24 protein-coding genes and 2 pseudogenes are annotated in these 23,764 nt (G+C 66.3%); 13 read left to right on the top strand and 13 right to left on the bottom strand.

Annotated elements, in window-relative coordinates; translation table 11 throughout:
* Positions 1-69 precede the first annotated feature (69 nt).
* A complete protein-coding gene (locus ACX5I6_RS04450) occupies positions 70-2,190 on the top strand; it encodes an Ig-like domain-containing protein (protein ID WP_461839617.1) in 2,121 nt (706 codons plus the stop codon).
* Between the two features lie 110 nt (positions 2,191-2,300).
* Here ACX5I6_RS04450 and ACX5I6_RS04445 read toward each other — a convergent pair whose 3' ends face one another.
* Positions 2,301-2,876, bottom strand: coding sequence for a hypothetical protein (locus ACX5I6_RS04445; protein WP_461839616.1), 576 nt, complete (start codon positions 2,874-2,876; stop codon positions 2,301-2,303).
* Positions 2,877-3,595: 719 nt separating this feature from the next.
* Between ACX5I6_RS04445 and dnaB the strand changes: the two are divergent.
* A pseudogene (gene dnaB, locus ACX5I6_RS04440) lies at positions 3,596-4,977 on the top strand (replicative DNA helicase).
* Here dnaB and ACX5I6_RS04435 read toward each other — a convergent pair.
* Positions 4,974-5,975: an acyl-CoA thioesterase gene (locus tag ACX5I6_RS04435; protein WP_461839615.1), complete on the bottom strand. Its 1,002-nt coding sequence runs from the start codon at positions 5,973-5,975 to the stop codon at positions 4,974-4,976. The pseudogene dnaB and the gene ACX5I6_RS04435 overlap by 4 nt on opposite strands.
* A gap of 156 nt (positions 5,976-6,131) precedes the next feature.
* A complete protein-coding gene (locus tag ACX5I6_RS04430) occupies positions 6,132-6,566 on the bottom strand; it encodes a DoxX family protein (RefSeq protein ID WP_461839614.1) in 435 nt (144 codons plus the stop codon).
* Positions 6,567-6,673: 107 nt separating this feature from the next.
* Here ACX5I6_RS04430 and ACX5I6_RS04425 point away from each other — a divergent pair, with 107 nt between their 5' ends.
* The 3 genes from ACX5I6_RS04425 to ACX5I6_RS04415 all read left to right on the top strand — a co-directional run bounded on the left by ACX5I6_RS04425 (position 6,674) and on the right by ACX5I6_RS04415 (position 9,128).
* A complete protein-coding gene (locus tag ACX5I6_RS04425; RefSeq protein ID WP_461839613.1) occupies positions 6,674-8,026 on the top strand; it encodes an MATE family efflux transporter in 1,353 nt (450 codons plus the stop codon).
* A gap of 57 nt (positions 8,027-8,083) precedes the next feature.
* Positions 8,084-8,674: a hypothetical protein gene (locus ACX5I6_RS04420; RefSeq protein ID WP_461839612.1), complete on the top strand. Its 591-nt coding sequence runs from the start codon at positions 8,084-8,086 to the stop codon at positions 8,672-8,674.
* Positions 8,675-8,774: 100 nt separating this feature from the next.
* Complete coding sequence (locus ACX5I6_RS04415) at positions 8,775-9,128, top strand: hypothetical protein (RefSeq protein WP_461839611.1); 354 nt, start codon at positions 8,775-8,777, stop codon at positions 9,126-9,128.
* Between the two features lie 19 nt (positions 9,129-9,147).
* Here the strand turns inward: ACX5I6_RS04415 and ACX5I6_RS04410 are convergent, their stop codons facing one another.
* Positions 9,148-9,693: a CGNR zinc finger domain-containing protein gene (locus tag ACX5I6_RS04410; RefSeq protein WP_461839610.1), complete on the bottom strand. Its 546-nt coding sequence runs from the start codon at positions 9,691-9,693 to the stop codon at positions 9,148-9,150.
* Between the two features lie 71 nt (positions 9,694-9,764).
* Between ACX5I6_RS04410 and ACX5I6_RS04405 the strand changes: the two genes are divergently transcribed.
* Complete coding sequence (locus tag ACX5I6_RS04405; protein ID WP_461839609.1) at positions 9,765-10,805, top strand: EamA family transporter; 1,041 nt, start codon at positions 9,765-9,767, stop codon at positions 10,803-10,805.
* 95 nt (positions 10,806-10,900) lie between these two features.
* On the opposite strand, the gene ACX5I6_RS04400 is transcribed toward ACX5I6_RS04405, so the two are convergent.
* Positions 10,901-11,167, bottom strand: a complete 267-nt coding sequence (locus ACX5I6_RS04400) for a WXG100 family type VII secretion target (protein ID WP_285246465.1) — start codon at positions 11,165-11,167, stop codon at positions 10,901-10,903.
* A 212-nt stretch (positions 11,168-11,379) separates the two neighbouring features.
* Here ACX5I6_RS04400 and ACX5I6_RS04395 point away from each other — a divergent pair, with 212 nt between their 5' ends.
* Positions 11,380-11,652, top strand: a complete 273-nt coding sequence (locus tag ACX5I6_RS04395; RefSeq protein ID WP_285246464.1) for a DUF2277 domain-containing protein — start codon at positions 11,380-11,382, stop codon at positions 11,650-11,652.
* A gap of 12 nt (positions 11,653-11,664) precedes the next feature.
* On the opposite strand, the gene ACX5I6_RS04390 is transcribed toward ACX5I6_RS04395, so the two are convergent.
* The 6 genes from ACX5I6_RS04390 to ACX5I6_RS04365 form a co-directional block, all read right to left on the bottom strand.
* Entirely contained in the window at positions 11,665-13,923 is a 2,259-nt protein-coding gene (locus tag ACX5I6_RS04390; protein WP_461839608.1) for a heavy metal translocating P-type ATPase, read from the bottom strand.
* A gap of 26 nt (positions 13,924-13,949) precedes the next feature.
* Positions 13,950-14,189, bottom strand: coding sequence for a heavy-metal-associated domain-containing protein (locus tag ACX5I6_RS04385; protein ID WP_461839607.1), 240 nt, complete (start codon positions 14,187-14,189; stop codon positions 13,950-13,952).
* A gap of 49 nt (positions 14,190-14,238) precedes the next feature.
* Positions 14,239-14,598: a metal-sensitive transcriptional regulator gene (locus tag ACX5I6_RS04380; RefSeq protein WP_461839606.1), complete on the bottom strand. Its 360-nt coding sequence runs from the start codon at positions 14,596-14,598 to the stop codon at positions 14,239-14,241.
* 299 nt (positions 14,599-14,897) lie between these two features.
* Positions 14,898-15,410, bottom strand: coding sequence for a universal stress protein (locus ACX5I6_RS04375; RefSeq protein ID WP_461839605.1), 513 nt, complete (start codon positions 15,408-15,410; stop codon positions 14,898-14,900).
* 94 nt (positions 15,411-15,504) lie between these two features.
* The gene (locus tag ACX5I6_RS04370; RefSeq protein ID WP_461839604.1) at positions 15,505-16,269 is read right to left on the bottom strand and encodes a class F sortase; all 765 of its coding nucleotides are present in this window, start codon (positions 16,267-16,269) and stop codon (positions 15,505-15,507) included.
* A 103-nt stretch (positions 16,270-16,372) separates the two neighbouring features.
* A complete protein-coding gene (locus tag ACX5I6_RS04365) occupies positions 16,373-17,110 on the bottom strand; it encodes a hypothetical protein (protein WP_461839603.1) in 738 nt (245 codons plus the stop codon).
* Between the two features lie 276 nt (positions 17,111-17,386).
* Between ACX5I6_RS04365 and ACX5I6_RS04360 the strand changes: the two genes are divergently transcribed.
* The 3 genes and pseudogenes from ACX5I6_RS04360 to ACX5I6_RS04350 all read left to right on the top strand — a co-directional run bounded on the left by ACX5I6_RS04360 (position 17,387) and on the right by ACX5I6_RS04350 (position 19,024).
* Positions 17,387-17,587, top strand: a complete 201-nt coding sequence (locus ACX5I6_RS04360; RefSeq protein WP_461839602.1) for a hypothetical protein — start codon at positions 17,387-17,389, stop codon at positions 17,585-17,587.
* Between the two features lie 51 nt (positions 17,588-17,638).
* Positions 17,639-18,744: pseudogene (locus ACX5I6_RS04355) on the top strand (WD40/YVTN/BNR-like repeat-containing protein).
* Positions 18,704-19,024 carry a MoaD/ThiS family protein gene (locus tag ACX5I6_RS04350; protein WP_461839601.1) on the top strand — a complete coding sequence of 107 codons (321 nt, stop codon included), beginning with the start codon at positions 18,704-18,706 and terminating at the stop codon, positions 19,022-19,024. Before ACX5I6_RS04355 ends, ACX5I6_RS04350 begins: the two are co-directional and overlap by 41 nt.
* Positions 19,025-19,094: 70 nt before the next feature.
* On the opposite strand, the gene ACX5I6_RS04345 is transcribed toward ACX5I6_RS04350, so the two are convergent.
* On the bottom strand, positions 19,095-19,331 hold the full coding sequence (locus tag ACX5I6_RS04345; protein ID WP_018762891.1) for a hypothetical protein: 237 nt from the start codon (positions 19,329-19,331) through the stop codon (positions 19,095-19,097).
* Positions 19,332-19,454: 123 nt separating this feature from the next.
* On the bottom strand, positions 19,455-20,681 hold the full coding sequence (locus tag ACX5I6_RS04340; protein WP_461839600.1) for a pyridoxal phosphate-dependent aminotransferase: 1,227 nt from the start codon (positions 20,679-20,681) through the stop codon (positions 19,455-19,457).
* A gap of 155 nt (positions 20,682-20,836) precedes the next feature.
* Here ACX5I6_RS04340 and ACX5I6_RS04335 point away from each other — a divergent pair, with 155 nt between their 5' ends.
* The 3 genes from ACX5I6_RS04335 (at position 20,837) to ACX5I6_RS04325 (ending at position 23,661) form a co-directional block, all read left to right on the top strand.
* Positions 20,837-21,760, top strand: a complete 924-nt coding sequence (locus ACX5I6_RS04335; RefSeq protein WP_018762893.1) for an AEC family transporter — start codon at positions 20,837-20,839, stop codon at positions 21,758-21,760.
* Positions 21,761-21,810: 50 nt separating this feature from the next.
* The gene (locus ACX5I6_RS04330) at positions 21,811-22,896 is read left to right on the top strand and encodes an ATP-dependent DNA ligase (protein ID WP_461839599.1); all 1,086 of its coding nucleotides are present in this window, start codon (positions 21,811-21,813) and stop codon (positions 22,894-22,896) included.
* A gap of 237 nt (positions 22,897-23,133) precedes the next feature.
* A complete protein-coding gene (locus ACX5I6_RS04325; protein WP_461839598.1) occupies positions 23,134-23,661 on the top strand; it encodes a glycerol-3-phosphate responsive antiterminator in 528 nt (175 codons plus the stop codon).
* The last annotated feature ends 103 nt before the right edge of the window (positions 23,662-23,764 follow it).

The following is a 23,764-nucleotide window of genomic DNA, read 5'->3' as shown; positions in this document are numbered from 1 at the left end:
GGGAGTTTCTGGCCCTTTTCTATACGGGGAGCGTCTGCCGCTGGGGGGCCCCGTCTGACTAGGTTTCGCTTGGGATTTCCAGCATTGCTGGCGGCCCTCCTGGTGGTGCTTGGTGGTCTCGTTGTGCCGGTCGCGGCGTCGGCGGCTGCTGGTGATGTCGGCGTCGAGGGCCTTTCCCACTCTGGTACCGGGACGCCCACGGGTACCAAAAGGCAGTCAAATTCCCTGTGGTTTAACGACGGGATCTGGTGGGGTAACCTTTGGGACGCCGGAAGTTCCAGCTTCCGCATTTTCAGGTTCAATGCCTCTACAAATTCCTGGACAAGTACAGGGGTTGTTACGGAGACCCGGGCGAACACCCATCATGACGTGCTGTGGGACGGGAAAACCTTGTACGTGGCGAGCCACCGGTTCGTCAACGACGGACTCCCCGCCGAACCGAATTTTCCCACCACCATGCGGCGGTACAGCTACAACTCAAACACCAAGTCATATACAAGCCTTGGATCCAGCCAGATAAACAACCAAAAAATTGAAACCCTCTCAATTGATAAAGACTCGACCGGGCGGGTCTGGGCCACGTGGCAACAGGGAAATCGGATCTATATGAACGTCACTGGCACTGACGGTGCAACGTGGGGGACGCCATTCGCGCACCCTGCGTCCTTGAGTAACGTGTCCGTGGACGACAACTCGGCTGTCATCGCATTCAGCGGGACCAAGGTCGGCGTGATGTGGAGCCGGCAAGTCGGGGATGCCACCGACGGCATGTACTGGAGCTACCACATCGATGGACAGCCGAGCTCGTCCTGGACCACGCCTGTGGCCGCGGTGAAAGGGCAGCGAAGTGGTGACGACCACATGAACCTGAAATGGCTGGATGCTTCATCAGACCAGGTCTTTGCTGCGATAAAGACCTCATACACGTCGGCGTCCCAGCCCTTGATCCAGTTGCTGGCCTTGAATACTTCGACCTCCACATGGTCCGCACACACGATTGCAACTGTGGCCGAATGTCCCAACCGGGTGATCGTCCTGATTGACGAAAGCACGCAGAAACTGCGGACCTTCGCCACCTATCCGAAGCCGAGCGGAACCACCAACGCAGGTGTCTGCACAAGCACAGGAGGGGCGATCTATGAGAAGTCCACACCCTTGGACTCCATTAGCTTCACCACTACCAAGACTCCCCGAATCGTCGACGCGGACCAGTACGTCCACAACGTCACGTCCACCAGGCAGAACCTGAACAGTTCCGCCCGCGGCACGGCCAACAGCGGCTTGCTGGTCCTCGCTGATGTGAATGCCACCAGCCGGTACTGGCACTTTTACGATGGCAGCGGCGGCAGTGGCGGTGGTACCCCGGACACGACGGCTCCGACCGTGACGGCTACGTCACCGGCAGTTGGTGCCACCGGTGTGGCGGCGGGAGCGGACGTGACGGGGACGTTCTCGGAGCCGATGAATACGTCGACGATTACGTCAAGCACTTTCACCGTGACGGGCCCAACGGGTACCGTGCCGGCAACGGTGACAACTGACAGTGCGGCAAAGGTTGCGACCCTGAATCCGTCCACCGACCTCGCTGGGGCCACAACCTACACGGCGACCATCCGAGGAGGGTCCGGCGGGGTAAAGGATGCCGCCGGCAACCCTTTGGCAGCGGATAAGACGTGGACCTTCACAACGGCTGCCACCGGAGGCGGCACGCCACAAACCGTTACGCTAACGGCGACTGCTGACACTTACGCTTCGGGCGGAGCGGCGGGAACCAACTACGGTACCAGTACCCTTCTGGGCGTCGACAACAGCCCGGCCGAGGTGACGTACCTGAAGTTCGATTTGTCGCCGTACGCCGGCAAAAACCTGCAGGGGGCAACGTTGCAGCTGCGAAGCGCCGGGAGCGGGTCGACAGGTACACAGAACGTCAAGCTGGTAGTGGACGACAATTGGACCGAGACTGGTCTTACGTTCAACTCCCGCCCAGCGCTCGGGTCCAGTGTCGGCACGTTCGGTCCGACAGTCACCAACACCAACTACAACATTTCACTGGCCGTCAACGGCCTCGCGGGAGAGCTCGGCCAACAGCTCTCACTGGGGTTGGATACCGCCAGCAGTGATGGCTTGGACCTGAATTCCAAAGAGGCCGGTCCTACTGTGGCGCCCAAGCTGGTCCTCACCTTCCAGTAGGAGGCCCAGACGGCTGAGCGGGCCGGGACTGCATCCGAAACGATGGAGTCCCGGCCCCAGCTGTGTCCTGGCATTCGAGCGGGCGTGGCCCGGCGAGTTGAAGCAGCGGTCTAGTCGTCCAGCAGCGCGATGAATTCCCGGGCCTGGACCGGGGAAATGTCCGAGTGGCGCGTCAGGGCGGTAACGGCAGCCTCGGTGTCCCCGCTGCGGGCCAAGGAGCGGATTCGGCCGTAGATTTCGTCGTTGAGCATATTGCTGCTCACTTCACGGGTCACGTCACCCTTGCTGGCGATGGCCCGGTAGCGGTACGGGAAGCGTTGTGGCTCGTCGTCCTCCTGCACCGCCTCCACCGGCTCCTGCTGGCGGTAGGGCTGGGGGTGGGCCGCCAGGGCGCCGACGGCGTCGCGCGAGGCCCGGAGTCCCTCGCCGGTGACCTCCTGGTACAGCCTGATGGCGGCCAACGGCTGCCCTTGCGCGATCATGGCGTACAACCGCCGGTGTTCGCTTTCTGACAACTTGCCGGCCGCGGCGCGGGCCAGTTCCGGTGCCGGTTCCTTTGCCGGGCCGGCCGGCCCGGACAGGGCTCCTCCACCTGCCGCCCTGCGCCCCCGGACTGCGCGGTAGGCAACGATAACCCCCGCCACGACGGCGAGCAGGATAAGGACCGGGACCACTAGGGATTCCATTTTTACGAGCCGTTCTGTGTACTTCCTGGCGGTCGCCAAGGCGGTTGCGTTGCCGGCTGTCCGTCCAGCCATGGCCATACCTAGAAGCTTAATCCAGAACCCGGTTATCCACAGCAATATTCACCGTGCTGCATACTGCATCGTTCCCCTGACGGTCAAGCTCCGCCAGGGGAATATGAGCAGCGCCACGCGGCTTGGGGCCGGCATGGCGGGACCGGCCCCGGCCGGTTTCGGCCCGCGGGTGCATGCCCGGACCTGTGGATGAAATTCCTGGAAAGAAATATTTACTCCACATACTGGTGAAGATGTTTCCGCAGGTCAGAGTCTTTTTGACCGATAAAAAATTCCTGTATCCACAGGATTCCCCACAGGCTGTGCACAAGCTATGCCTCGTAGTGCACAGGTTATCCACAAGAGGCCCGGCCTACTGGCTTTGCTGCTGGACCGGTGGCGGCTACCGTAGCGGGGTACCTGTTTTTCACGGCCGGGCCAAGGCCTGCAAGCCGCGATCCAGAGCCTCTCCCGTGGCCCTTTCCGGGCGCTCTGTGGAAAAGCTGTGGATAGTGGGGATAACTCCTGGCCGGAGGTTGCATCCGGTCCGCGGGTGCCTCATTGTCAGAGCTTCCGGGTAGTACTGGACGCGTGGCGGTTCCGTTTCGGATCCGCAAACAGGATGGATCACCGGGCGCCTGGCCCGGCACAAATGGAGGACGGCAGCTTTGACAATCGCGCATCTGGACCCGGTGGAAGCGACCCGCGGATCGGACGCGAGCCGGAAACCTCCCCAGGACATCCCCGCGGAACAGTCGGTCCTGGGCGGCATGATGTTGTCCAAGGACGCCATTGCCGATGTCGTGGAGATCCTCCGGGGCCAGGATTTCTACCGCCCGGCCCATGAGACCATTTACGAGGCCATCATCGACCTCTACGGACGCGGGGAACCGGCGGATGCCGTCACGGTGTCGGACGAACTGACCAAACGCGCCGAAATCAACAGGATTGGCGGCCCTGCCTACCTGCACGAGCTCATCCAGACCGTACCCACTGCGGCCAACGCCGGGTACTACGCCGAGATCGTCGCCGAACGGGCCGTACTGCGCCGGCTGGTCAATGCCGGCACCAAGATCGTCCAGTTGGGCTACGGCTCGGACGGCGAAGTGGAAGACCTGGTGAACCAGGCGCAGGCCGAAGTCTACGCCGTGGCGGAACGCCGCACCGCGGAAGACTACGTGGTCCTCAAGGACGTCATGGAATCCACGGTGGATGAAATCGAGGCGTCCGGCCACCGCGGCGAGGGCATGACCGGTGTGCCCACCGGCTTCTACGAACTCGATGAGCTGACCCACGGCCTCCACCCGGGGCAGATGATCGTCATCGCGGCCCGCCCCGCCGTGGGTAAGTCAACCTTCGCCCTGGACTTCGCACGGTCCGCGGCCATCAAGAACAACCTGTCCACCGTCATGTTCTCCCTGGAAATGGGCCGCAACGAGATCGCCATGCGCCTGCTGTCCGCCGAGGCCACCATTGGCCTCCAGGACCTCCGCAAGGGAACCATCAAGGACGAGCAGTGGTCCAAGATCGCCACCACCATGGGCAGGATGAATGATGCCCCGCTGTTCATTGACGACAGCCCCAACATGTCCCTGATGGAGATCAGGGCCAAGTGCCGGCGCCTGAAGCAGCAGCACGACCTCAAGCTGGTCATCCTCGACTACCTGCAGCTGATGAGCTCAGGCAAGAAGGTGGAATCGCGCCAGCAGGAAGTGTCCGAGTTTTCCCGTGCGCTCAAGCTCCTCGCCAAGGAACTCCAGGTGCCCGTGATCGCCCTGTCCCAACTGAACCGTGGCTCGGAACAGCGCCAGGACAAGCGGCCCATGGTCTCTGACCTGCGCGAGTCAGGCTCCATCGAACAGGACGCCGATATGGTCATCCTGCTGCACCGCGAAGACGTCTACGACAAGGAGTCCCCCGTGCGGGCGAGGCGGACATCCTGGTGGCCAAGCACCGTAACGGCCCCACCAAGGACATCGTGGTGGCTTTCCAGGGCCATTACTCCCGATTCGCCAACATGGCGGGCGACTCCGGGGGCGGCGGCTTCTAGGCTCCGTTGGCGGTGGTGGCTGCGGGAGCCGCGCCGGCCAGCAGGTGGTTGGGCAGCCGGTTGCCGGGCGCCGTTCCCCGGATCTCCAGGAGTTCGCGGGCGTGGGCATGAAGCCGCTTGTCTTCGTCGCTGACCGGCACCCAGGGCGGGACGGGCACTGAATTTCCCTCGTCGTCGCGCGCCACCATCACGGTAAGGCAGTAGGTGGTGAGGTTAAGCTCACGGCCCTTCGGGTCCCCGGAGCGGACGTGGACGGCGATGTGCATGCCCTTGTTGCCGGTGTACACCAACCGGGCCTCCACCTCCACCACATGGCCGATCAGCAAGGGCCGGTAGAACCGCACGCCGCCGGAGAAGACCGCCACGGTATCGAGGCCGCAGTAGCGTGAGGCACACAGGTAGGCGGCCTCGTCGATCCACTTCATCACGATGCCGCCGTGAACCTTGCCGCCCCAGTTCACATCGGTGGGGGCGGCCATGAACCGGAGCGTGACGCGTTCGGCGGTGCCGGCGTCCGTATATTCCTGGCGGTTCATGGCTTCCACGATCTGTTCGCGGACCTTGATCCTTGCCAGCGCGTGGTCGCGCTGCTCAACCTCGGCGGGGGTGCCGGGCTCAAACTGGGGCACCGGGATGGGTTTGCCGTCCGCCCCCACGGCCACGAAGATCACCATGCACTGGCTGCGCATGGTGGCCGCGCCGCCTTTCGGATCCCCGGATGAGACCACGGTGCGGATATGCATCGAGGAGCGGCCGGTGTAGACGATGGTGGCTTCAACCTCCACCATGTCGCCGCTGTTGACGGGGTCGGCGAAGTGGATGTTTCCCACGTATGCGGTCACGCAATAGGACTTGGCCCAGCCCACCGCCGCCGCATATGCGGCCTTGTCCACCCATTCGAGCACCGTTCCTGCATCCACGGAGCCGCTGTGCCCAACATCGGTGGGGGCGGCGAGGAAGCGGAGGGTCACGGAGTTGGGGCGGCCGGTCTCAGTCATGCTGCGATCATACTGAGGGCCCGGGTTACCCGCCGGTTCACGCCGCAGCGGCCTGGGCCGGCGTGCAGCCGCCGGGGGAGCGCCGCTTAACGCCCGACGGCGGCCGGTCGCCATGGCGTGGCCGGCCGCCGTGAGGCGTTTGGGGACGGAAGTGGACTAGGCGAGGACGGCCAGCCGTGAGGTGCGCCGGCCGAAAAGCGCCCGGTCGAGGGAGAGCCGGCCGGGTCCGGCCAGTGCCAGCGCGAAGGCTGCCGCGGCCAGGAGGAGGACCAGTTCGTAGCCTCCGTTCGCCGCGAAGACGCCTGCGGGAGCGTGGACAAGGAAGAGCGCCCCGAGCATGTCGAGGACCAGGAGGGCTGCCACCACGCGGGTGAGGATGCCCAGGATCAGGGCTGCGCCGCCTGCCAGTTCAAGGACGGCGACGGCCGGGGCCATGACGTCCGCGGCGGGGACGCCCATCTTGGCGAAGGAGGCCTGGGTGCCGGCGATGGTCCATTCATTGAACTTCTGCCAGCCGTGGGCCGCGAAGAGGAAACCCAGGATGACACGCAGGACGGTAAGGGCAACTGTGGTCAGTCGTGACTGGTTCATGGAGTCAACCCTTGCCCACATATTATTGAAGAGTCAACAAAATCCAGGCGATTGTGGGCTTTGTCATGTTCTCTTCCGGAGCCATTGCGCCCGGTTAAGCTGGCACGGTGCCAACAGAACCCTCCTCCGCCGCCACGGCCCCTCCCCGGAGCCATTCCCGGGAGATACTCCGCCTCGCCGTGCCAGCCTTCGGAGCCTTGGTTGCCGAGCCGCTGTTCCTGCTGGCGGATTCGGCCATCGTAGGGCACCTCGGCGTTCCCCAGCTCGCAGGCGTGGGCCTGGCCTCAGCGGTGCTGCAGACCGTCGTCGGACTCATGGTGTTCCTTGCCTACTCAACCACCCCCGCCGTGGCCCGCGCCCTTGGCCAGGGCCAGGTGGCGAAGGCCTTGGCCGCCGGACGCGACGGCGTCTGGCTGGCGCTGCTGCTAGGCGTGCTGCTGGCGGTGGCCGGGTTCATCGCAGCGGAACCGCTCATCGGCCTGCTCGGCGCCGACGGCAGCGTGCGCAGCTTTGCCATCGACTATTTCCGGTGGTCCATGCCCGGACTCGTGGCAATGCTGCTGGTCTTCGCCGGGACCGGTGTGCTCCGCGGGTTGCAGGACACCCGGACGCCGCTGGTGGTGGCCACCGCGGGGTTCGGCGTGAATATCGCCTTGAATTTGTGGCTCGTGTACGGGCTGGGGTTGTCCGTGGTGGGTTCGGCGATGGGCACCAGCCTGGCGCAATGGGCCATGGCTGCCGTCTACCTGGTGATGGTTCGCAGGTACGCGGTCCGCCACGGCGTCACCCTGGTGCCCAGCTGGCGGGGCATCCGGAGCATGGCGCGCGTCGGGTCCTGGCTGATGCTGCGCACCCTCAGCCTGCGCGCAGCCATTCTGGCCACCGTGGTGGTGGTGACGGCCCAGGGTGAGGTCAACCTTGCCGCGCACCAGTTGGCCATGACCATCTTTTCCTTCCTGGCGTTTGCGCTGGATGCCCTGGCCATTGCCGCCCAGGCGCTGATCGGCAAGGAACTGGGCGCCTCCAATGCGGCCAAGGCCCGGGAGTTGACCCGGACCATGGTCCGTTGGGGGGCGGGGTTCGGGGTGGTGACGGGCCTGCTGCTCGCCGCGGTGGCGCCCTGGGTGGGGATCTTGTTTACCCCGGATGCCCACGTGCAGTGGGTGCTCGCCGTTGCCCTCTGGGTGCTGGCGGCGGGCCAGCCCATCGCCGGGTATGTCTTCGTGCTGGACGGGGTGCTGATCGGTGCCGGCGACGCCCGGTACCTGGCGCTGGCCGGCTTGGTGAACCTTGCTGCCTACCTGCCGCTGCTGGCGGCGGTGGCGCTGTCCGGTGGCCCGGGCGCTGCCGGGCTGGGGTGGCTTTGGGCGGCTTTCGCCCTGGGCTATATGGCGGCGCGCGCCGTCACCCTCGGACTGCGCGCCCGGTCAGACCGCTGGATGGTGCTTGGTGCGGCCTGAATCACCGGCTGCCGGGGCCCGGTTCGACCTTCCAGCTGCCCCCACTAAACTGGACCGGTGACGCAACCATCGACTCCCGCGGGCGCAGTTCCCGGAACCACACCCCGCCCTGAACTCTGGAAGCCAATCCTGCTCCGTTCCGCGGTGGCGCTGGTGTTCGGCGCCGTAACGGTTTTCTGGACCTCTCCGTCCGTGGAAGTCATGGGCTGGGCGGGAGGGCTCTACCTGCTGGCCGCCGGCGTCGTGTCCCTGCAGGCCATCCCGGCCGCCGGGTTTGCCCGGAACTCCGCTCCCGGCAAGCTGCTGTCCGCGGCGGGGTCGGCGCTTGCCGGCGCCGGTGTGGCAGTGATCCTGCTGCACAGCGACCTGCTGTTTGGTGTCACTGCCGCCTTGGGCCTGGGCGTGGCCGGGGTTCTTGAGCTGGCGTGCGGCCTGCGGCATCGGGGGCGGCACGTCCTGGCACGGGACTGGATCGCATCTGGGGCAATCGGGATCGGCACGGCGGTGCTGCTGCCGTTCTTCATCAACCTTGGTGCCCATGCACTGCTGGGCGTGGCCGGCGGCGGCGCGATTATTTCGGGTGTGCTGTGGGTGCTTTCCGGCCTGACCCTGCGGCATGATGCCCGCGCCGGTGCCGTCAAGCCGTAAACTAGGAAGAGCGCCCTTCTACTAGTTGTAGAAATTTTGGTGCTACACCGCAATTCGTGAAACCAGGCCGGCCGCGTGCCGCCTGCAGGGAGGAACCACAGTGGCTGACCAGCATCCAGGAAAACCGCGCAAGCTGCGGACCTCGGTGAAGGGGCCGCTGATGTTCTCGGCGTTCTGGGCCGTCGTCGCTTTCGTTGCCGTGCTGATCTTCGCCTCCGGCGGCAGCGCCCGCGCCCCCCGCTTCGATCTCGCCTTCACGGCAGCCGGGATCGCCTTCATCGTCACCCTGGTGGTGGCCGCCATGTTGTCCATGAGCTACAAGGAAAACGCCGAACACCTCGGCAAGGGATCCGGCGTGAACCTCAGCTCCGCGCCCAAGCCCGGCCATGGTTTCGGTGCTCCCACCACCCAGGACCCCGAGGGCGACACGGACGGCGCCCCGCGCCAGGGATAGTACTGCTGCGGCGGAACACCTAACCCGCCGCTGCCTGCCTGGCACGGTAGGCGGCAACGTGCGCCCGGTTGGCGCAGTTGCCGGTATCGCAGTACCGCTTGGAGCGGTTCCGGCTCAAGTCCAGTACGGCAGCATTGCAGTCTTCCGATTCACATGTCCGCAGGCGGTCCATCTCCTTGCTGCGGATCACATCTGCCAGGGCCATGGCCGCCTCGGTGCTCATCCTGTCCGCCAGCGGGGCCTCGGGAGCGGTGGCATGCAGGTGCCAGTCCCAGCCGTCATGCTTCATCAGCTGCGGGAGGGCGTTGGCGTCCCGCAAGAGCCGGTTGACCGTGTCCACGGCGGCGTCCTCGCCCGCTGTCCACACCCCTGCCAGTAAGCCCCGCAGCTGCAGGACGCTCTGCAATTCCGCGGCGTCCCGTGTCCTGGCCCCGGAAAAGCCCTCGGCCGCCAGGAAGCTGTCCAGGTCCCCGACCGAGGCCAAACCTTCCCTGCCGTTCGCGGCCGTATTGATGAGGTTCACCACCGTGCGGAGGGCCACCTCCGTGTCAGGGGCGAAAACCATGTTGACTCCTTACAGTGCAGAAGCGTACTGTCATGACCATTACCCCACTTTACTCCTGACAGGAGGCGACGGTGCCTGCCGCCACGAACCATACACACCCCCGAGCGCCCTTCAGGCGGCCCGGTTTCCTCGCCTCCGGGCTTGGCATCGCGCTTTTTTCCTCCGCGGTCTTCGGCCTGTCCGGGTCCTTTGCCAAAGCGCTCCTCGAAACCGGCTGGTCCCCCGGGGCGGCCGTCACCGCCCGCCTGACAGGCGCCGCACTGATCCTTGCCCTGCCGGCAGTCTCCGCGCTCAAGGGCCGCTGGCACCAGCTGCGGGACAACTGGCTCACCATCGGGCTGTTCGGGCTGATCGGCGTGGCGGCCTGCCAGCTGTTCTACTTCAACGCCGTGGCCCGGCTGTCCGTCGGGGTTGCACTGCTGCTCGAATACCTTGCTCCGGTGATCATCGTCCTGTGGCTCTGGGCCGCAAGCCGGCGGCGCCCCCGGGTGCTGACCGCCGGCGGGACGCTGCTGTCCCTGGCCGGGCTGGTGCTGGTCCTTGACCTCACCGGCGCCGTCAAGATCGACCTGGCAGGTGTCCTGTGGGGCATGGCCGCCGCCGTCTGCCTTGCCATCTACTTCTTCATTACCGCCAAGGAAAACGACACCCTGCCGCCCATCGTCCTGGCCTCGGGCGGACTCCTCGTGGGGGCGGCTGTGATGTGGCTGGCGGGTTCCGTGGGGGTCTTTCCCATGGTCTTCAGCACGGCGGACACCCGCCTGGGCCCCTGGACCATGCCATGGTGGGGGCCGCTGGCGGGGCTGGTGGTACTGGCCACCGTCCTGGCCTACACCTCAGGCATCATGGCGGCACGGGCCCTGGGCTCCAAGGTGGCATCCTTCGTGTCGCTGACCGAAGTGCTTTTCGCCGTCGTCTGGGCGTGGCTGCTGCTGGGCGAACTCCCGGGTGCCATCCAGCTGCTGGGCGGCGCTCTGATCGTCGGCGGCGTGATCCTGGTGCGGCTCGACGAGCTCCGCGCCGCGGCCGCGGTGCCGGTCGGGGCAGCGCCCGTAGCACCCGTGCCGGCGTCGCCCCTGGAGCACGCGAACGACGTCGAACCCGTGCCGTAGCCGCTGCCAGAGCGGAACCCGCGCCTTAACGAGAACGGCCCGGGCACCTTGCGGTGCCCGGGCCGTTTGGGCAGCACATCGTGCCGCCAAAGGCATTAGCCGTTCGAGGCCTGGCTCTGCTGCTCAGCGTTGCGCTTGGCCTGGCTGCCGGCGTCTTTCAGTGCCTCGGCAACCTTGGTCAGCATGGTGACGTGCTGGCCATCCCATTCGCCCTTGAACTTGTCCGCGTCCGGGCCCTTCCAGTCGGTCCCGTGCAGAAGTTTGGTAAGTGTGGATTTCTGCGTCTCGATCTCGGACGCCCCTGCCTGAAGCTTGCTGCCGAGCTGGCGAAGCTGCTCAACGTCTGCACCCCAAATAGCCATCAGTTTCTCCTTGTTAGAACGTGGATCCGAACCTGGTCGGCATCCCCAGCGGCCCCCCGGCTCATCCGGAAGATCCATTGCCTAAAACCTACCCCGGCCCCTAAAACGGTGTCGATGGGCAGCCCTGCCCATGCAGGCCTCCCCATGGCGCCGTGGCTGGATCCGGGAAAAAGGGGTCGATCCCAGGCGTTCGAAGAGCCTAGCATGGCGGTATGTGCCGGAATATCCGAACCCTTCACAACTTTGAACCGCATGCCACCTCTGAGGAAGTCCATGCTGCCGCGTTGCAGTATGTCCGCAAAATCAGTGGCAGCACCAAACCCTCGAAGGTCAACCAGGATGCCTTTGACGATGCGGTGCACGAGATTGCGCACATCACGCAGCACCTGCTCGACGCCCTGGTGACCCAGGCGCCGCCCAAGGACCGTGAGGCCGAAGCGGCCAAGGCCAGGGCGCGGGCGTCCGTGCGGTACGGCACCGCCTGAGGCTTACCGCCGCTATTTTCCGAAGCTGCGCAACCGCAGCGAGTTGGCAACCACCAGGACCGAGCTGGCAGCCATCGCGGCTCCGGCAATCATCGGGTTGAGCAGGCCGAAGGCCGCCACCGGGATGCCCACCGCGTTGTAGAAGAATGCCCAGAACAGGTTGGTCTTGATGGTGGCCAGGGTCTTCCGGGACAGCTCGATGGCCTGCGCCACCTGGCCCAGGTCGCTGCCCATGACGGTCAGGTCTGCGGCCTCGATGGCAACGTCGGTTCCGGACCCCATGGCAATCCCCAGATCCGCCTGGGCCAGTGCTGCGGCGTCATTCACGCCGTCGCCGGCCATGGCCACCGTGGCACCACCGGCCTGGAGCCTGCGCACCGCTTCGACCTTCCCTTCGGGCAGGACGCCGGCGTGGACATCGTCCGCGGCGATGCCGACGGCGGCGGCCACCCGGGCGGCGACCGCTGCATTGTCCCCGGTCAACAGGATGGGCCTCAGACCCAGCGCCTTCAACCGGGCGACGGCGGCCGCGGAACCTTCCTTGACGGTATCCCGGAGGCTGATGATTCCGGCCGGAGCGCCGTCCACCGCGACGCAAACAGCCGTGGCACCGCTTTCCTCGGCGGCCACCAGGTTGGCCTGGTGGGCGGCGTCCAGGATGACGCCGTTTTGCCCCAGCCAGCCGCTGCGTCCCGCCAACACAAACCTGCCCTGCACGGTTCCGGACACCCCGCCGCCCGGGGCGGAACTGAACCCTTGTACTGGCGGCAGGCCGCCGTCGTCGGTTGTGCCCGCAGGATCCGGGGCGGAAGCCGCGGCCGCAACGGCCCGGCCCACGGGGTGCTCGGAGGCGGCCTCGACGGCGCAGGCCAGCCGGAGGATCTCATGCCGGCTGAACCCGGGGAATGCCAGCACGGCGTCTACGGCCAAGGCGCCGGTGGTGACGGTGCCGGTCTTGTCCAGCAGGATGGTGTCCACGGTGCGGGTATCTTCCAGGACCTGCGGTCCCTTGATCAGCAGGCCCAGCTGCGCTCCGCGGCCGCTGCCCGTCAGCAGGCCGACCGGGGTGGCCAGGCCCAGGGCGCACGGGCAGGCAATCACCAGCACGGCGACAGCCGCCGTGAATGCCTGCCGAAGGTGGCCGCCGTCCGCGTCCGGACCGGCGAGCAGGAGCCACAACACGAACGTGAGTACGGCAACGGCCAGGACCACCGGAACGAACACCGCACTGATGCGGTCCGCGAGGCGGGCGATGGGTGCCTTGCCGGTCTGGGCCTGGGATACCAAGCGGGCCATCTGGGCCAGGGTGGTCTGTGCCCCCACCCTGGTTGCCCGGACCAGCAGGCGGCCGGAAGTGTTGATGGTGGCGCCGGTTACGCGGCTGCCCGGGGCCACTTCCACGGGAACGGATTCGCCCGTGACCAGCGAGGTGTCCACGGCGGAATCGCCGTCGATCACCACGCCGTCGGTGGCGATCTTCTCGCCCGGGCGGACCACCATGAGGTCGCCCAGCTGCAGGTGGTCCGCGGGGACCTGCTGTTCGCACCCGCCGCGCAGGACCGTGGCGTCCTTCGCGCCCAGGTTCAGCAGCGCCTGGAGTGCATCGCCGGCCTTATGTTTGGCATTGGCCTCCAGGTAGCGGCCAAGGAGCAGGAAGGTGGTGACCACGGAAGCCACCTCGAAGTACAGGCCGCCGGACATGGCTTCCATGCCCGGGTGCTCCGTCATGCCGGGGTCGGCCAACAGCTGCCAGGCCGAGAAAAGGTAGGCGGCGGCTACGCCGAGCGACACCAGGGTGTCCATGGTGGAGGCCAGGTGCCGGGCGTTGACTGCGGCCGCCCGGTGGAAGGGCCACGCCGCCCAGGTAACCACGGGAAGGGACAGCAGGGCCGCCACCCAGCCCCAGTTGGGGATCTGGAATGCGGGGACCATGCTCACCAGGAAGACCGGCACGGTCAGGACGGCGGCGAGGATCAGGCGCGGGCGAAGCTGTGCGGCGGCGTGTTCGGCGTCGGGTTCCGCCGTGCGCGGCACACGGACGCTCGCCGTGTACCCTGCGGCGTTGACCGTGTCCACCAGCTGCTCGTCAGTGATGCTGTCCGGGGCTGTCACATAGGCCTGTTCCAGGGGCAGGTTGACGGTGGCTGCCACGCCGTCGAGCTTGCCGAGTTTCTTCTCCACCCGGTTGACGCAGGAGGCGCAGGTCATCCCCTGGATGTCCAGTTCCACCACGCGGGTGCCCGGCGGGTGCAGCAGTTCTTGGTGGCTCATGTCCGCTTTCCGGTATGGGAGGGTGTTCAGGCCTCGTTGGCGACCATCAGGTAGCCGGCCTCAGCTACGGCCTCCCCGAGGTCCTGGGGCGAGAGGTCGCCGCTGGACGTGATGGTCACGGTGGAGATGCCGCCGGCGTTGAGGTCCACCTTCACGGCTTGGACCCCGTCCAGGGCTTCGATTTCTTCGCTGACCGCGGATACGCAGTGGCCGCAGGTCATGCCCGAGACACTGATGGTGGTGGTGGCGGGGGAGGTCGTGCTCATGGCGTGCTCCTTCTTTCTGGCCGGCGGTGGCCGGGATGGGGTTCTGTGGTCAGCGAAGCAGGCGGCCGATGGCGTCGGCGGCTTCCTTCACCTTGGCGTCGATCGCCTCGGCGCGTGCGGCGGGGTCCGGTTCGGAGGCTGCGCCCACCACGCAATGGCCGATGTGTTCCTCGACCAGGCCCAGGCTGACGGCATGCAGGGCCTTGGTGACGGCGGAAACCTGGGTCAGGATGTCGATGCAGTACTTGTCTTCATCCACCATGCGGGCGATGCCCCGGACCTGGCCTTCGATGCGCTTCAGGCGCCGAAGGTAGGCCTCCTTGTTCCCCGTGTACCCGTGTTGGGGTGCTGCACTGCCGGCCGGGCGGGCATGTTCCACCGCCGCGGCTGCTTCTTCGGTAGGGTTCATATACCCGAATCTATACCCCGTGGGGGTATAACGCAAGTACCCCATGGGGGTATCAGGCGCCGACGTGATTACTGCTTGGCCGGCTGCCAAAAAGAGCACAAAAAAGCTCCGGAGTGCGTTATTGGGGGATACGCACTCCGGAGCAGCATTTGGGCAGTTTGCCGTTTCCACTTCCGCGGAACCGTCCTGCTTGAACCAGCTTACTGGCTGGTAAGGCACCGCGCCAGCTACGCGAATAACTACTTTCGCTTTACTTTAGGCGGTCACCCGGCGGGCTGTTTTCCGGTGGAATCTGCGGGTCACGGAGCGTCTTCATGGGCCGGCATCCGGTAGGGGACCACCAGGACGGGGCGGCTCTGGTGGTGGCTGAGCCACGTGCCCGCCGAGCCGCTGAGGGCCTCCGAGAGGCGGTGTGAAAAGCCGCGTTCGGAGGTTCCGACGATGATCATCGGGGCGTCCAGTTCGGCGGCGAGCTGCCCCAGGGCGCGGGCCGGATCCCCGGCGAGCGTGCGGAGCGACCACTCCGGCGCGCCGCCACCGGAGGCCGCTTTGTCCACGGCAGCCTGGATCTGGGCCTTCAGTTCGGTTGCAAGGCCGCGGATGTCGGTGTAATCGTCCGGGTGCAGGGAAAGGCGGTGGGCGGATCGGGCAGGGTCCCACTCGACCAAGTAGCTGGCCTCATCCACGTAAGCGCACACCAGGGGCGCGGCCAGCCGGGCGGCAAGGTTTGCCGCGGTCTGGAGGACCTCGGGGTGCTGTTTGGGTGTAACCCCCACCAGCAGCGGTGCACCGTCAGCGTATTCCCACGTCATGCTGCCCATTGTCCGCCGACGGGGCGCGGCGTCAACAGGTACCTTCGGCCTGTCGCATGGAGTTGTTCGCCCTGTGCTGTTGCCGGTTTCGGAGCTAGGCCGCCGCCGGGTAGGCAGTGACCACAACATTCTTGCCCCACGGATCTTCCGTGTAGCAGCTGATCAGGACCAGCCGGTTGGGCACCATGTCCCAGACCGGGCTGTCCTTCAGGGTGGACTTCACGTAAGTGGTGACGCTGTCCACTTTGTAGGTGATGGTGCCGGCAGCGGTTTCCACCTCAAAGCGGTCGCCCGCGGCCGCCGCTGAACTGAGGTGGTTGAAAGGGGCGTCCGCACCCTCCCAGCTGTGGCCGATCACGTATGTGGTGTTGCCGGAGCCTTTGCCCGGGATCCCGAACGGTGTCAGCCAGTAGCCGTCCTTGGTGGCAGGCGGCTCGATGGTCCGGCTGGACTGGGCGGCGCCATCGAGGTCCAGGGGATGGATGGCCACATCGAAGCCAGCGGAGGGGTAGCGGATGTGGACGGGTTGCGCTGCAGCCGGAAGCTGGGGTCCTGCCGGGGCCGCCGAGGCCGGGATTGCGGCCGGGGACGCCTGGACGGGGGCGGGCGTGGCATCCGGCGTGCCTGTTACGGCCATCGGGGCGGCCGCACTTCCGGACGGCATGGCGCCTGGCGTCATGGGGGCGGTGACCGCGGAGCCGGTATGGGGCGCCGCGTGTCCCTGGGGGAACAGCGGACTGCCAAAGGTGAACGACAGGAAGGCCACCACGCCGCAGGAGAGGATGGCCAGGTCGCCCCGGTTCAAGCGCCGCCACGGCCGCCGGGTCCGGGCAGCGTGCCGGCTCCGTTGCTGTGCCATGGCACTCCTCCTGCGTTGGTTCGGGGTTGGAAGGAAGGCGTCCTGCCGGGCACTGGCAGGACGCCTTCCTTGTCGCGGGGCCGCTGCGAGCGGCCTGTACCGGCTAGCCTGCGGTGTTCACGGAGCGGGACCGGCGGCGTACTGCCACCGCAGCTCCTGCGGCAGCCAGCGCTCCCACGCCGGCAAGCCATGCCGGGCCGCCGTCCCTGGCGTCAACCGCCGTCTGGGCGTTGAAGCCCTGGTTGGTTCCCACACTGACGGGGGCTGCCACCGGAGCGGCCTGGGCTGCAGCTTGCGGGGCCGCGGCAACCTGCTGGGCGGGAGCGGGCTGGGCCGGCGCAGCCGCAGCCACGACGGGGGCCGGCGGGTTGGCCACCGGAGCCGCGGCCGGCGGTTGCACCACGGGCTGAGCGACGACGACGGGCGGATCCACGACGGTGGGCGGTGTGACCACCGGCGGGTCCACGACGACGGGCGGTGTCACGACCGGCGGGTCCACGACGACGGGCGGTGTCACGACCGGCGGGGTCACCACGGGGGGATCGACAACGACGGGCGGATCGATGACCTCGCCCGGGGGCAGCGGCGCGCAATTGGCGACATAGAGGATCTTTCCTGCGTTGGTCCAGTTCTTTCCCTGTGGAAGTTTGGGCGTCGGCGGGATGATGTCTTGTGCATGCTGGTCGTGGCCGCCAATCCCGTTGACGTTGAACGACAACGGCGTCAGGCCGCTGCCGTCCCAGTGGCAGACCACCACCTGGTCCGAGGCCGCCATGGCGGGGGCTGTGACGCTGAGCAGGCCCAGCCCCATCACCCCCAGTGTGGCTAAGGTGCGTTTCATGTTTTCTCCCCATATATATGTGTGAAACGGACCATGGTGAGGAAAGGCAGCGGTGGCGCCAATGGCCCCAGCAGCACGGTCAGCTTGCTTGAGTTTTCAGGCTAGGGTCGCCCCCGAAGGCAGTCGCGAGTAGCGGCTACTCGTCTTTTAGGCGGCCCGGACGGCCAGGTTACTTGCGGGTACCCTAAAAGCCGCACGGCCCACCTGCTTCCGCTGCCAAGCCTTGTCCGGCACCTGCCCCGCGCCTAACGTTTTAACTGACGCAGGGAGGTGAACATGGAAATCTTCATGTGGTGGCTGGATCTGGACCTTGCAAGCAAGGAGTGGCTCCGGGAAAACCTCTACGCGGAGGAGTTGCCGCTGCAGGTGCTCCAGGGCATTGCGGAGGCCGGCGGACCCCACCCCGGTAATCCGGCGGCCGTCCTTAACGCCGCCGACTGGGACTTCATCCAGACCCAATCGGAGTTTGTGGACTGAACGTCAGTGGGACCCTGGAAACCGTTGCGCGCTGATCCATCGGGTGGTTGCATGGTGCGCATGGCAACGGCGCAAACATACCTCCTGGCGATCGGCACCAAAAAGGGACTGTGGCTGGCCACAAGCGAGGACCGGCAGCAGTGGTCTTTCACCGGGCCCCATTTCCTGATGGCAGAAATCCCCAGCATCGGGATCGACACCAGGGCGGGCCGCACCAGGATCATGGTGGGAGTCAGCAGCCCGCACTGGGGTCCCACGGTGGCGCACTCCGATGATCTCGGCGCCACCTGGACCGAGCCGGAGCACGGGGCCATCAGGTTCCCGGAAGACACGGGCGCGGCCTTGGAGCGCGTCTGGCAGATCTATCCGGATGCGGAGTCACGCCCCGGTGTGGTGTGGGCAGGAGCCGAACCCATCTCGGTCTGGAAGTCCACGGACGGCGGCGAGCACTTCGAGCTGAACCGCGGTTTGTGGGACCACCCCCACCGCACCGAATGGGGAGCCGGCTACGGCGGGGCGGCGGCGCACTCGATCGTGGTCCACCCCGGAGGCGACACCGTCCACGTGGCCATGAGCACCGGCGGCGTTTACCGCTCGCTCGACGGCGGCACGTCCTGGGAAGCGCGCAACAAGGGAATCTCCGCGTACTTCATGCCGGATCCCAACCCCGAGTTTGGCCAGTGCGTGCACAAGATCGCGGCGGACGCAGTGGTGGACGGGCGCCTCTACGCCCAAAACCATCACGGGGTTTACCGGACGGACAACAATGCCGAGAGCTGGGACTCCATCGCCGAGGGCCTGCCGGCCGATTTCGGTTTCGTCATGCTGGCCCACCCGCGCAGGGAGGGGACGGCATGGGTGGTTCCGCTGAAGGCCGACGGCGAACGCATCCCGCCCGGGGCAAGCTCGCCGTGCACCGTACGGACGACGCCGGGAACACCTGGACCAGGCTGGATGCCGGCCTGCCGGACAAGGAATACAACAGCGTGCTCCGGGACGCAGCGTCGGTGGACACCGCCGAGCCGGCAGGGGTGTACTTCGGCACCCGGGGAGGGACCGTTTACGCGAGTGCGGATGAGGGCGCAACGTTCACGGAAGTGGCCACCCACCTGCCGGATGTCCTGTGCGTGCGGGCGGCAGTGGTGGCCGGTGCCTGACATCTCGTTGGTGCTGCCCGGCGTCCTGCAGCCCCTGGCCGGCGGGCAATCCGTCCTGACTGCACCCGCCGACGGGCCGGTGACGGTGGGAAAGCTCCTTGATGCGGTGGCGGCCGACTACGCCATCCTGGGCAGGCGGCTCCGCGACGAAACCGGCGCGCTGCGGCGGTTCGTCAACATCTACGTGGGTGGCGACGAGGTGCGGCGGCAGCAGGGCCTGGATACCGAAGTCGCGCCGGGCCAGGAGGTGCTGGTGATCCAGTCGGTGGCGGGCGGCTGAAAGGCAGTGTCCGTTCGGCCTGGCGGCGGGCAGTCCTGACTGACTGCGCCCGCCGCCAAACGTCCGGTGCCTAGGCCACGCGCCACACGCTGCATTCGTCCGTATTGATGGCTTTCCGGACCCCCGTGATCCGGTCCAGGATCCAGACCACGCCGATCCCGGGGGCGGTTTCCTGGACGCTGCCGCGGCGGATCACCACGTCGTCGTAGGAGGGCCCCACCGAGAGGCGGGCTTCGATTTCGTCACCGCGGTGGAGCTGGTCCAGTGCGCGGACTCTGGTTACATGCGTGGTCGCCTTCTTCAACATCGCGGGGCCTCCTGGCTGGAGCTGGTGCCGGCTCTTGCCTGCGTTAACCAGTGTGGGCGCGGATTGTTGCGTGCCGGTTTCCTCGCGGTTAGGGCGCGGTTAGTTCTTCGCGCCGCGGCGGTTTCATGCCGCTGTTCCGCCCCGGTAGGCGGCCAGGAAGCTGGAGATCCGCCGGACAGCTTCCTCGATGTCCAGCACCGAGGGGAGGATCACGAAGCGGAAGTGGTCCGGTGCGGGCCAGTTGAAGGCCGAGCCGTGGGAGACCAGGATTTTTTGGTCCCGGAGCAGGTCCAGGACGAACTGTTCGTCGCTCTTGATGGGGTAGAGCTCCGGATCCAGGCGGGGAAAGAGGTACATGGCGCCCGACGCCGGCACGCAGGTGACGCCGGGGATGGCCGTGAGCAGCTTGTGGGCGAGGTCGCGCTGTTCCCGCAGCCGGCCGCCGGGCTTCACCAGGGCCTCGATGCTCTGGTAGCCGCCCAGGCAGGTCTGGATGGCGTGCTGGGCGGGTACGTTGGCGCACAGGCGCAGCGACGCGAGCAGTTCGAGGGCTTCGCGGTAACCGGCGGTGGCGGCCAGCGGCCCGGTGACGGCCACCCAGCCGGCCCGGTAGCCGGGCATTCGGTAGGCCTTGGACAGCCCGCTGAACGTCAGGCAGCAGATGTCCTCGGCGACCGCCGCGGTATGGATGTGCTGGGCGTCCGCGTACAGCACTTTCTCGTAGATCTCGTCAGAGAACAGGACCAGGTTGTGCTTCCTGGCCAGTTCCGCGAACTGCTCCAGGATGTGGCGCGGGTAGACGGCACCGGTGGGGTTGTTCGGGTTGATGATCACGATGCCCTTGGTGCGGCGGGTGATCTTCGCTTCCACATCGGCCATGTCCGGCCACCAGTTCTCCGCTTCGTCGCAGAGGTAGTGAACCGGCTTGCCGCCGGTCAGGGTCACGGCGGCCGTCCAGAGGGGATAATCCGGTGCCGGGACCAGGATTTCGTCGCCGTTTTCCAGGAACGCCTGCAGGCACATGTTGATCAGTTCGCTGACGCCGTTGCCGATCACGATGTCCTCGACGCCGATATTCATCAGGCCCCGGGTCTGGTAGTACTGCGAGATGGCGGTCCGCGCCGTGAAGATGCCCTTGGAATCGCTGTAGCCCTGGGCACCGCGGAGGTGGTGGATCATGTCCACCACCACGGACTCCGGCGCTTCCAGCCCGAAAGGTGCGGTGTCCCCGAGGTTCATCTTGAGGATCCGGTGGCCCTCGGCCTCCATATTCTTGGCCGCCTGCAGGATCGGTCCCCGGAGTTCGTACCGGACGTTCTGGAGCTTGCTGGAATGTTGCATGGGGCGCATGGTTGATTTTTTCACACACGCCGGTCCGCGGCGTGTGGCAGCCCACGTCGTGGACGCCTGCCGACCGAAGGCCACTTGTTGGATAAGTTGGATACTTGTAGTCCCACTCGTCCCGAACCGGGCAGTTGGCGCGGGACCGGAAGGAAGTACATCCTATGGGCGGAGTGCTGATTGGCCTCGCCGTGATCGGCGTCGTCATCGCCGTGGGCTACCTTGCTGCACGCTGCGGTCTGGGCGACGAACCCACCATCATGGCACTGACCCGGACCGCCTTCTTCATCACCAACCCGGTGCTGCTCTTCACGGTGGTGCTGAAATCGGATCTGTCAGTGGTCTTCTCCGCCTACGTACCGCTGGCCGTGATCACGGCCGCCGCCACCGCGTTGCTGTATGTGGCAGCCAGCCGGATCTGGTTTCCGCGGCCGCTCGCGGAGACGGCCGTCGGCGCGATGGCGGGGTCCTATGTCAACGCCAACAACATAGGCATCCCCATTACGCTCTATGCGTTGGGGGACGCCACCCCCGTGGCCCCCGTGCTCCTGGTCCAGCTGCTCCTGTTCGCCCCGCTGGTCCTCACCCTGCTGGACCTGTCCGCCGCGGGGCGTTTCTCTCCGCGGCTGATGCTCACCCAGCCCTTCCGGAACCCCATGATCATCGCCTCCCTCCTGGGCGTGGTCCTGGCCGCGCTGCACGTGGAGCTTCCGGCCCCGGTGATGGCCCCGCTGACGCTCCTGGGCGGGGCGGCCGTCCCGGTGGTGCTGCTGGCGTTCGGGATGTCGCTGCGCGGAACCACCATGCTTCGAAGTGCCGGCCACACCCCTGAAATCCTTACTGCCACGGCACTGAAGTCCGCGGTGATGCCCGTGGTGGCGTTCGTCGTCGGACGCTTCCTGTTCAACCTCGACCATCACATGCTCCTGGGCGTGGTGCTCATGGCGGCGCTTCCCTCGGCGCAGAACGTGTTCCTGTTCGCCAGCAAGTACGGCCGCGGCGTAGCCGTGGCACGGGAAACCATACTGCTCTCCACTGCCGCCGCGGCACCGGTGCTGGTGCTGATCGTCTGGCTTTTGGCCGCCTGAAGCCGTGCCGCCCTACCGTCGAGGGGTGCGGCCGGGCAAGAATGGGCGCTATGGAACTTCCCGTGATGCCGCCCGTCCCGCCCATGCTCGCCAAGGCCGTCAGCGGCATCGATGGGATTCCAGGCGGCGGGGACCTCAGCTACGAGCCCAAATGGGACGGCTTCCGGTCCATCATCTTCAGGGACGGGGACGACCTGGAGATCGGCAGCCGCAATGAGAAACCCATGACCCGCTATTTCCCGGAACTGGTGGCCGCCTTGAAGGAGAACCTGCCGCCCCGCTGCGTGGTGGACGGCGAGATTATCCTGGTGGGCGCCTCCGGAGACCGGCTCGATTTCGATACCCTGCAGCAGCGCATCCACCCCGCCGCCAGCCGGGTGAAGCTTCTGGCCCAGCAGACACCCGCCTCCTTCGTGGCGTTCGACCTCCTGGCCCTGGGCGATGACGACTACACCGGCCGGCCGTTCTCGGAGCGGCGGGCAGCCCTGGAGAAGGCGCTCGCGGGCAGCAGCGCGCCCGTCCACCTGACGTCAGCCACCACGGACAAGGACACCGCCGCGCAGTGGTTTGAGCAGTTCGAGGGGGCGGGTCTGGACGGCATCGTGGCCAAGCGCCTGGCGGGCCGGTACGAAGCGGACAAGCGCGTGATGTTCAAGGTCAAGCACGAACGGACCGCTGACTGCGTGGTGGCCGGCTACCGGCTCCATAAGAGCGGGCCCGACGCCATCGGTTCCCTGCTGCTGGGCTTGTACAAGGACGACGGCGGCCTGGCCAGCGTGGGCGTGATCGGCGCTTTCCCGATGAAGCGGCGCAAGGAATTGTTCGACGAGCTCCAGCCGCTGGTGACAGACTTCGACCACCACCCATGGTCCTGGGCCAAGCAGGAGGAGGGCGAGCGGACGCCGCGGAACGCCGAGGGCAGCCGCTGGAGCGCCGGCAAGGACCTGTCCTTTATTCCCTTGCGGCCCGAGCTCGTGGTGGAAGTCCGCTACGACCACATGGAGGGCGAGAGATTCCGGCACACCGCGCAGTTCAACCGCTGGCGGCCGGACCGGGATCCGGAATCCTGCACCTACGCCCAGCTCGAGGAGCCGGTGAACTTCGACCTCGCTTCGGTGCTGGAGACCGGCAGGTAACCGCGGTGGGGCGGGTGGCCGCAAGGCGATCCGCCACGGTACGTATCCAACAGATACGGGGGCTGTGGGCCGGGGATACCATTGTTGAACCGTTCACGAAGATGGCGCCCGATTGGCTTCCGCGCAAGGGACGGATCATTACACCAGGAGATAAATGCTGTGGCAGAATCACCGGCCAAGAACCGCCCTGCGCGGAATGAATCTGCCAGGATAAACGCCCTGCTGTCGGACCACCCGGTGATCGCCAGCATCAAGGATGAGGATGGTTTGCGGGCGGTCCTGACGGCACCGTGCCCTGTTGTCTTTGTCCTCTTTGGATCCGTGATGTCGGTCAGGGGGATCGTGGAGACGCTCAAGTCTGCGGGCAAGACCGTCTTTGTCGATGTGGACCTCCTGGATGGCTTCGCCAGCAAGCCGGTGGTGATCGATTTTCTCAGAACGAACACCCGTGTGGACGGCATTCTCAGCGCAAAGGCTGCCATGGTCCGGGCGGCGAAGACGGCGGGATTCTTGTCGATCCACCGCCTCTTCCTGATCGATTCGTTCAGCTACAACAATCTGCCCAAACAGGTTTCCGTGTCAGGCGCAGACGCTATCGAGATCCTGCCGGGATGCATGCCCCGCGTGATCTCCTGGGTTTGCGAAGACATAGATCTTCCGCTGATTGCCGGCGGCCTGGTTTGTGACAAAGAGGACGTGATCGGGGCGCTGGGCGCGGGTGCCACAGCCGTGGCGTCGTCCAACCGGGACGTCTGGCTCATGTAGCAGGCATTCAAATTGCCCCCTAGGCAGACCTCCGGCCACATGCTAGAGTCCTTTTCAACTTAAAACTTCATACTTGTTCCGGGCTCTGCCCGTGACGGTGGCT

Source organism: Arthrobacter sp. MMS24-T111 (genome assembly GCF_054888995.1).
Note: the sequence above shows the minus strand (reverse complement) of the source record. Positions and strands in the feature narration are given on the sequence as shown.

Coding starts and splice junctions, on each gene's coding strand:
- ACX5I6_RS04385 (WP_461839607.1), bottom strand. CDS start 14,189: ATGAGCACGACCTCCCCCGCCACCACCACCATCAGTGTCTCGGGCATG.
- ACX5I6_RS04370 (WP_461839604.1), bottom strand. CDS start 16,269: ATGGCACAGCAACGGAGCCGGCACGCTGCCCGGACCCGGCGGCCGTGG.
- ACX5I6_RS04445 (WP_461839616.1), bottom strand. CDS start 2,876: ATGGAATCCCTAGTGGTCCCGGTCCTTATCCTGCTCGCCGTCGTGGCG.
- ACX5I6_RS04335 (WP_018762893.1), top strand. CDS start 20,837: ATGGGCGGAGTGCTGATTGGCCTCGCCGTGATCGGCGTCGTCATCGCC.
- ACX5I6_RS04410 (WP_461839610.1), bottom strand. CDS start 9,693: ATGGTTTTCGCCCCTGACACGGAGGTGGCCCTCCGCACGGTGGTGAAC.
- ACX5I6_RS04330 (WP_461839599.1), top strand. CDS start 21,811: ATGGAACTTCCCGTGATGCCGCCCGTCCCGCCCATGCTCGCCAAGGCC.
- ACX5I6_RS04390 (WP_461839608.1), bottom strand. CDS start 13,923: ATGAGCCACCAAGAACTGCTGCACCCGCCGGGCACCCGCGTGGTGGAA.
- ACX5I6_RS04350 (WP_461839601.1), top strand. CDS start 18,704: ATGTCCTGTGCGTGCGGGCGGCAGTGGTGGCCGGTGCCTGACATCTCG.
- ACX5I6_RS04380 (WP_461839606.1), bottom strand. CDS start 14,598: ATGAACCCTACCGAAGAAGCAGCCGCGGCGGTGGAACATGCCCGCCCG.
- ACX5I6_RS04400 (WP_285246465.1), bottom strand. CDS start 11,167: ATGGCTATTTGGGGTGCAGACGTTGAGCAGCTTCGCCAGCTCGGCAGC.
- ACX5I6_RS04375 (WP_461839605.1), bottom strand. CDS start 15,410: ATGACGTGGGAATACGCTGACGGTGCACCGCTGCTGGTGGGGGTTACA.
- ACX5I6_RS04365 (WP_461839603.1), bottom strand. CDS start 17,110: ATGAAACGCACCTTAGCCACACTGGGGGTGATGGGGCTGGGCCTGCTC.
- ACX5I6_RS04430 (WP_461839614.1), bottom strand. CDS start 6,566: ATGAACCAGTCACGACTGACCACAGTTGCCCTTACCGTCCTGCGTGTC.
- ACX5I6_RS04435 (WP_461839615.1), bottom strand. CDS start 5,975: ATGACTGAGACCGGCCGCCCCAACTCCGTGACCCTCCGCTTCCTCGCC.
- ACX5I6_RS04360 (WP_461839602.1), top strand. CDS start 17,387: ATGGAAATCTTCATGTGGTGGCTGGATCTGGACCTTGCAAGCAAGGAG.
- ACX5I6_RS04395 (WP_285246464.1), top strand. CDS start 11,380: ATGTGCCGGAATATCCGAACCCTTCACAACTTTGAACCGCATGCCACC.
- ACX5I6_RS04340 (WP_461839600.1), bottom strand. CDS start 20,681: ATGCGCCCCATGCAACATTCCAGCAAGCTCCAGAACGTCCGGTACGAA.
- ACX5I6_RS04345 (WP_018762891.1), bottom strand. CDS start 19,331: ATGTTGAAGAAGGCGACCACGCATGTAACCAGAGTCCGCGCACTGGAC.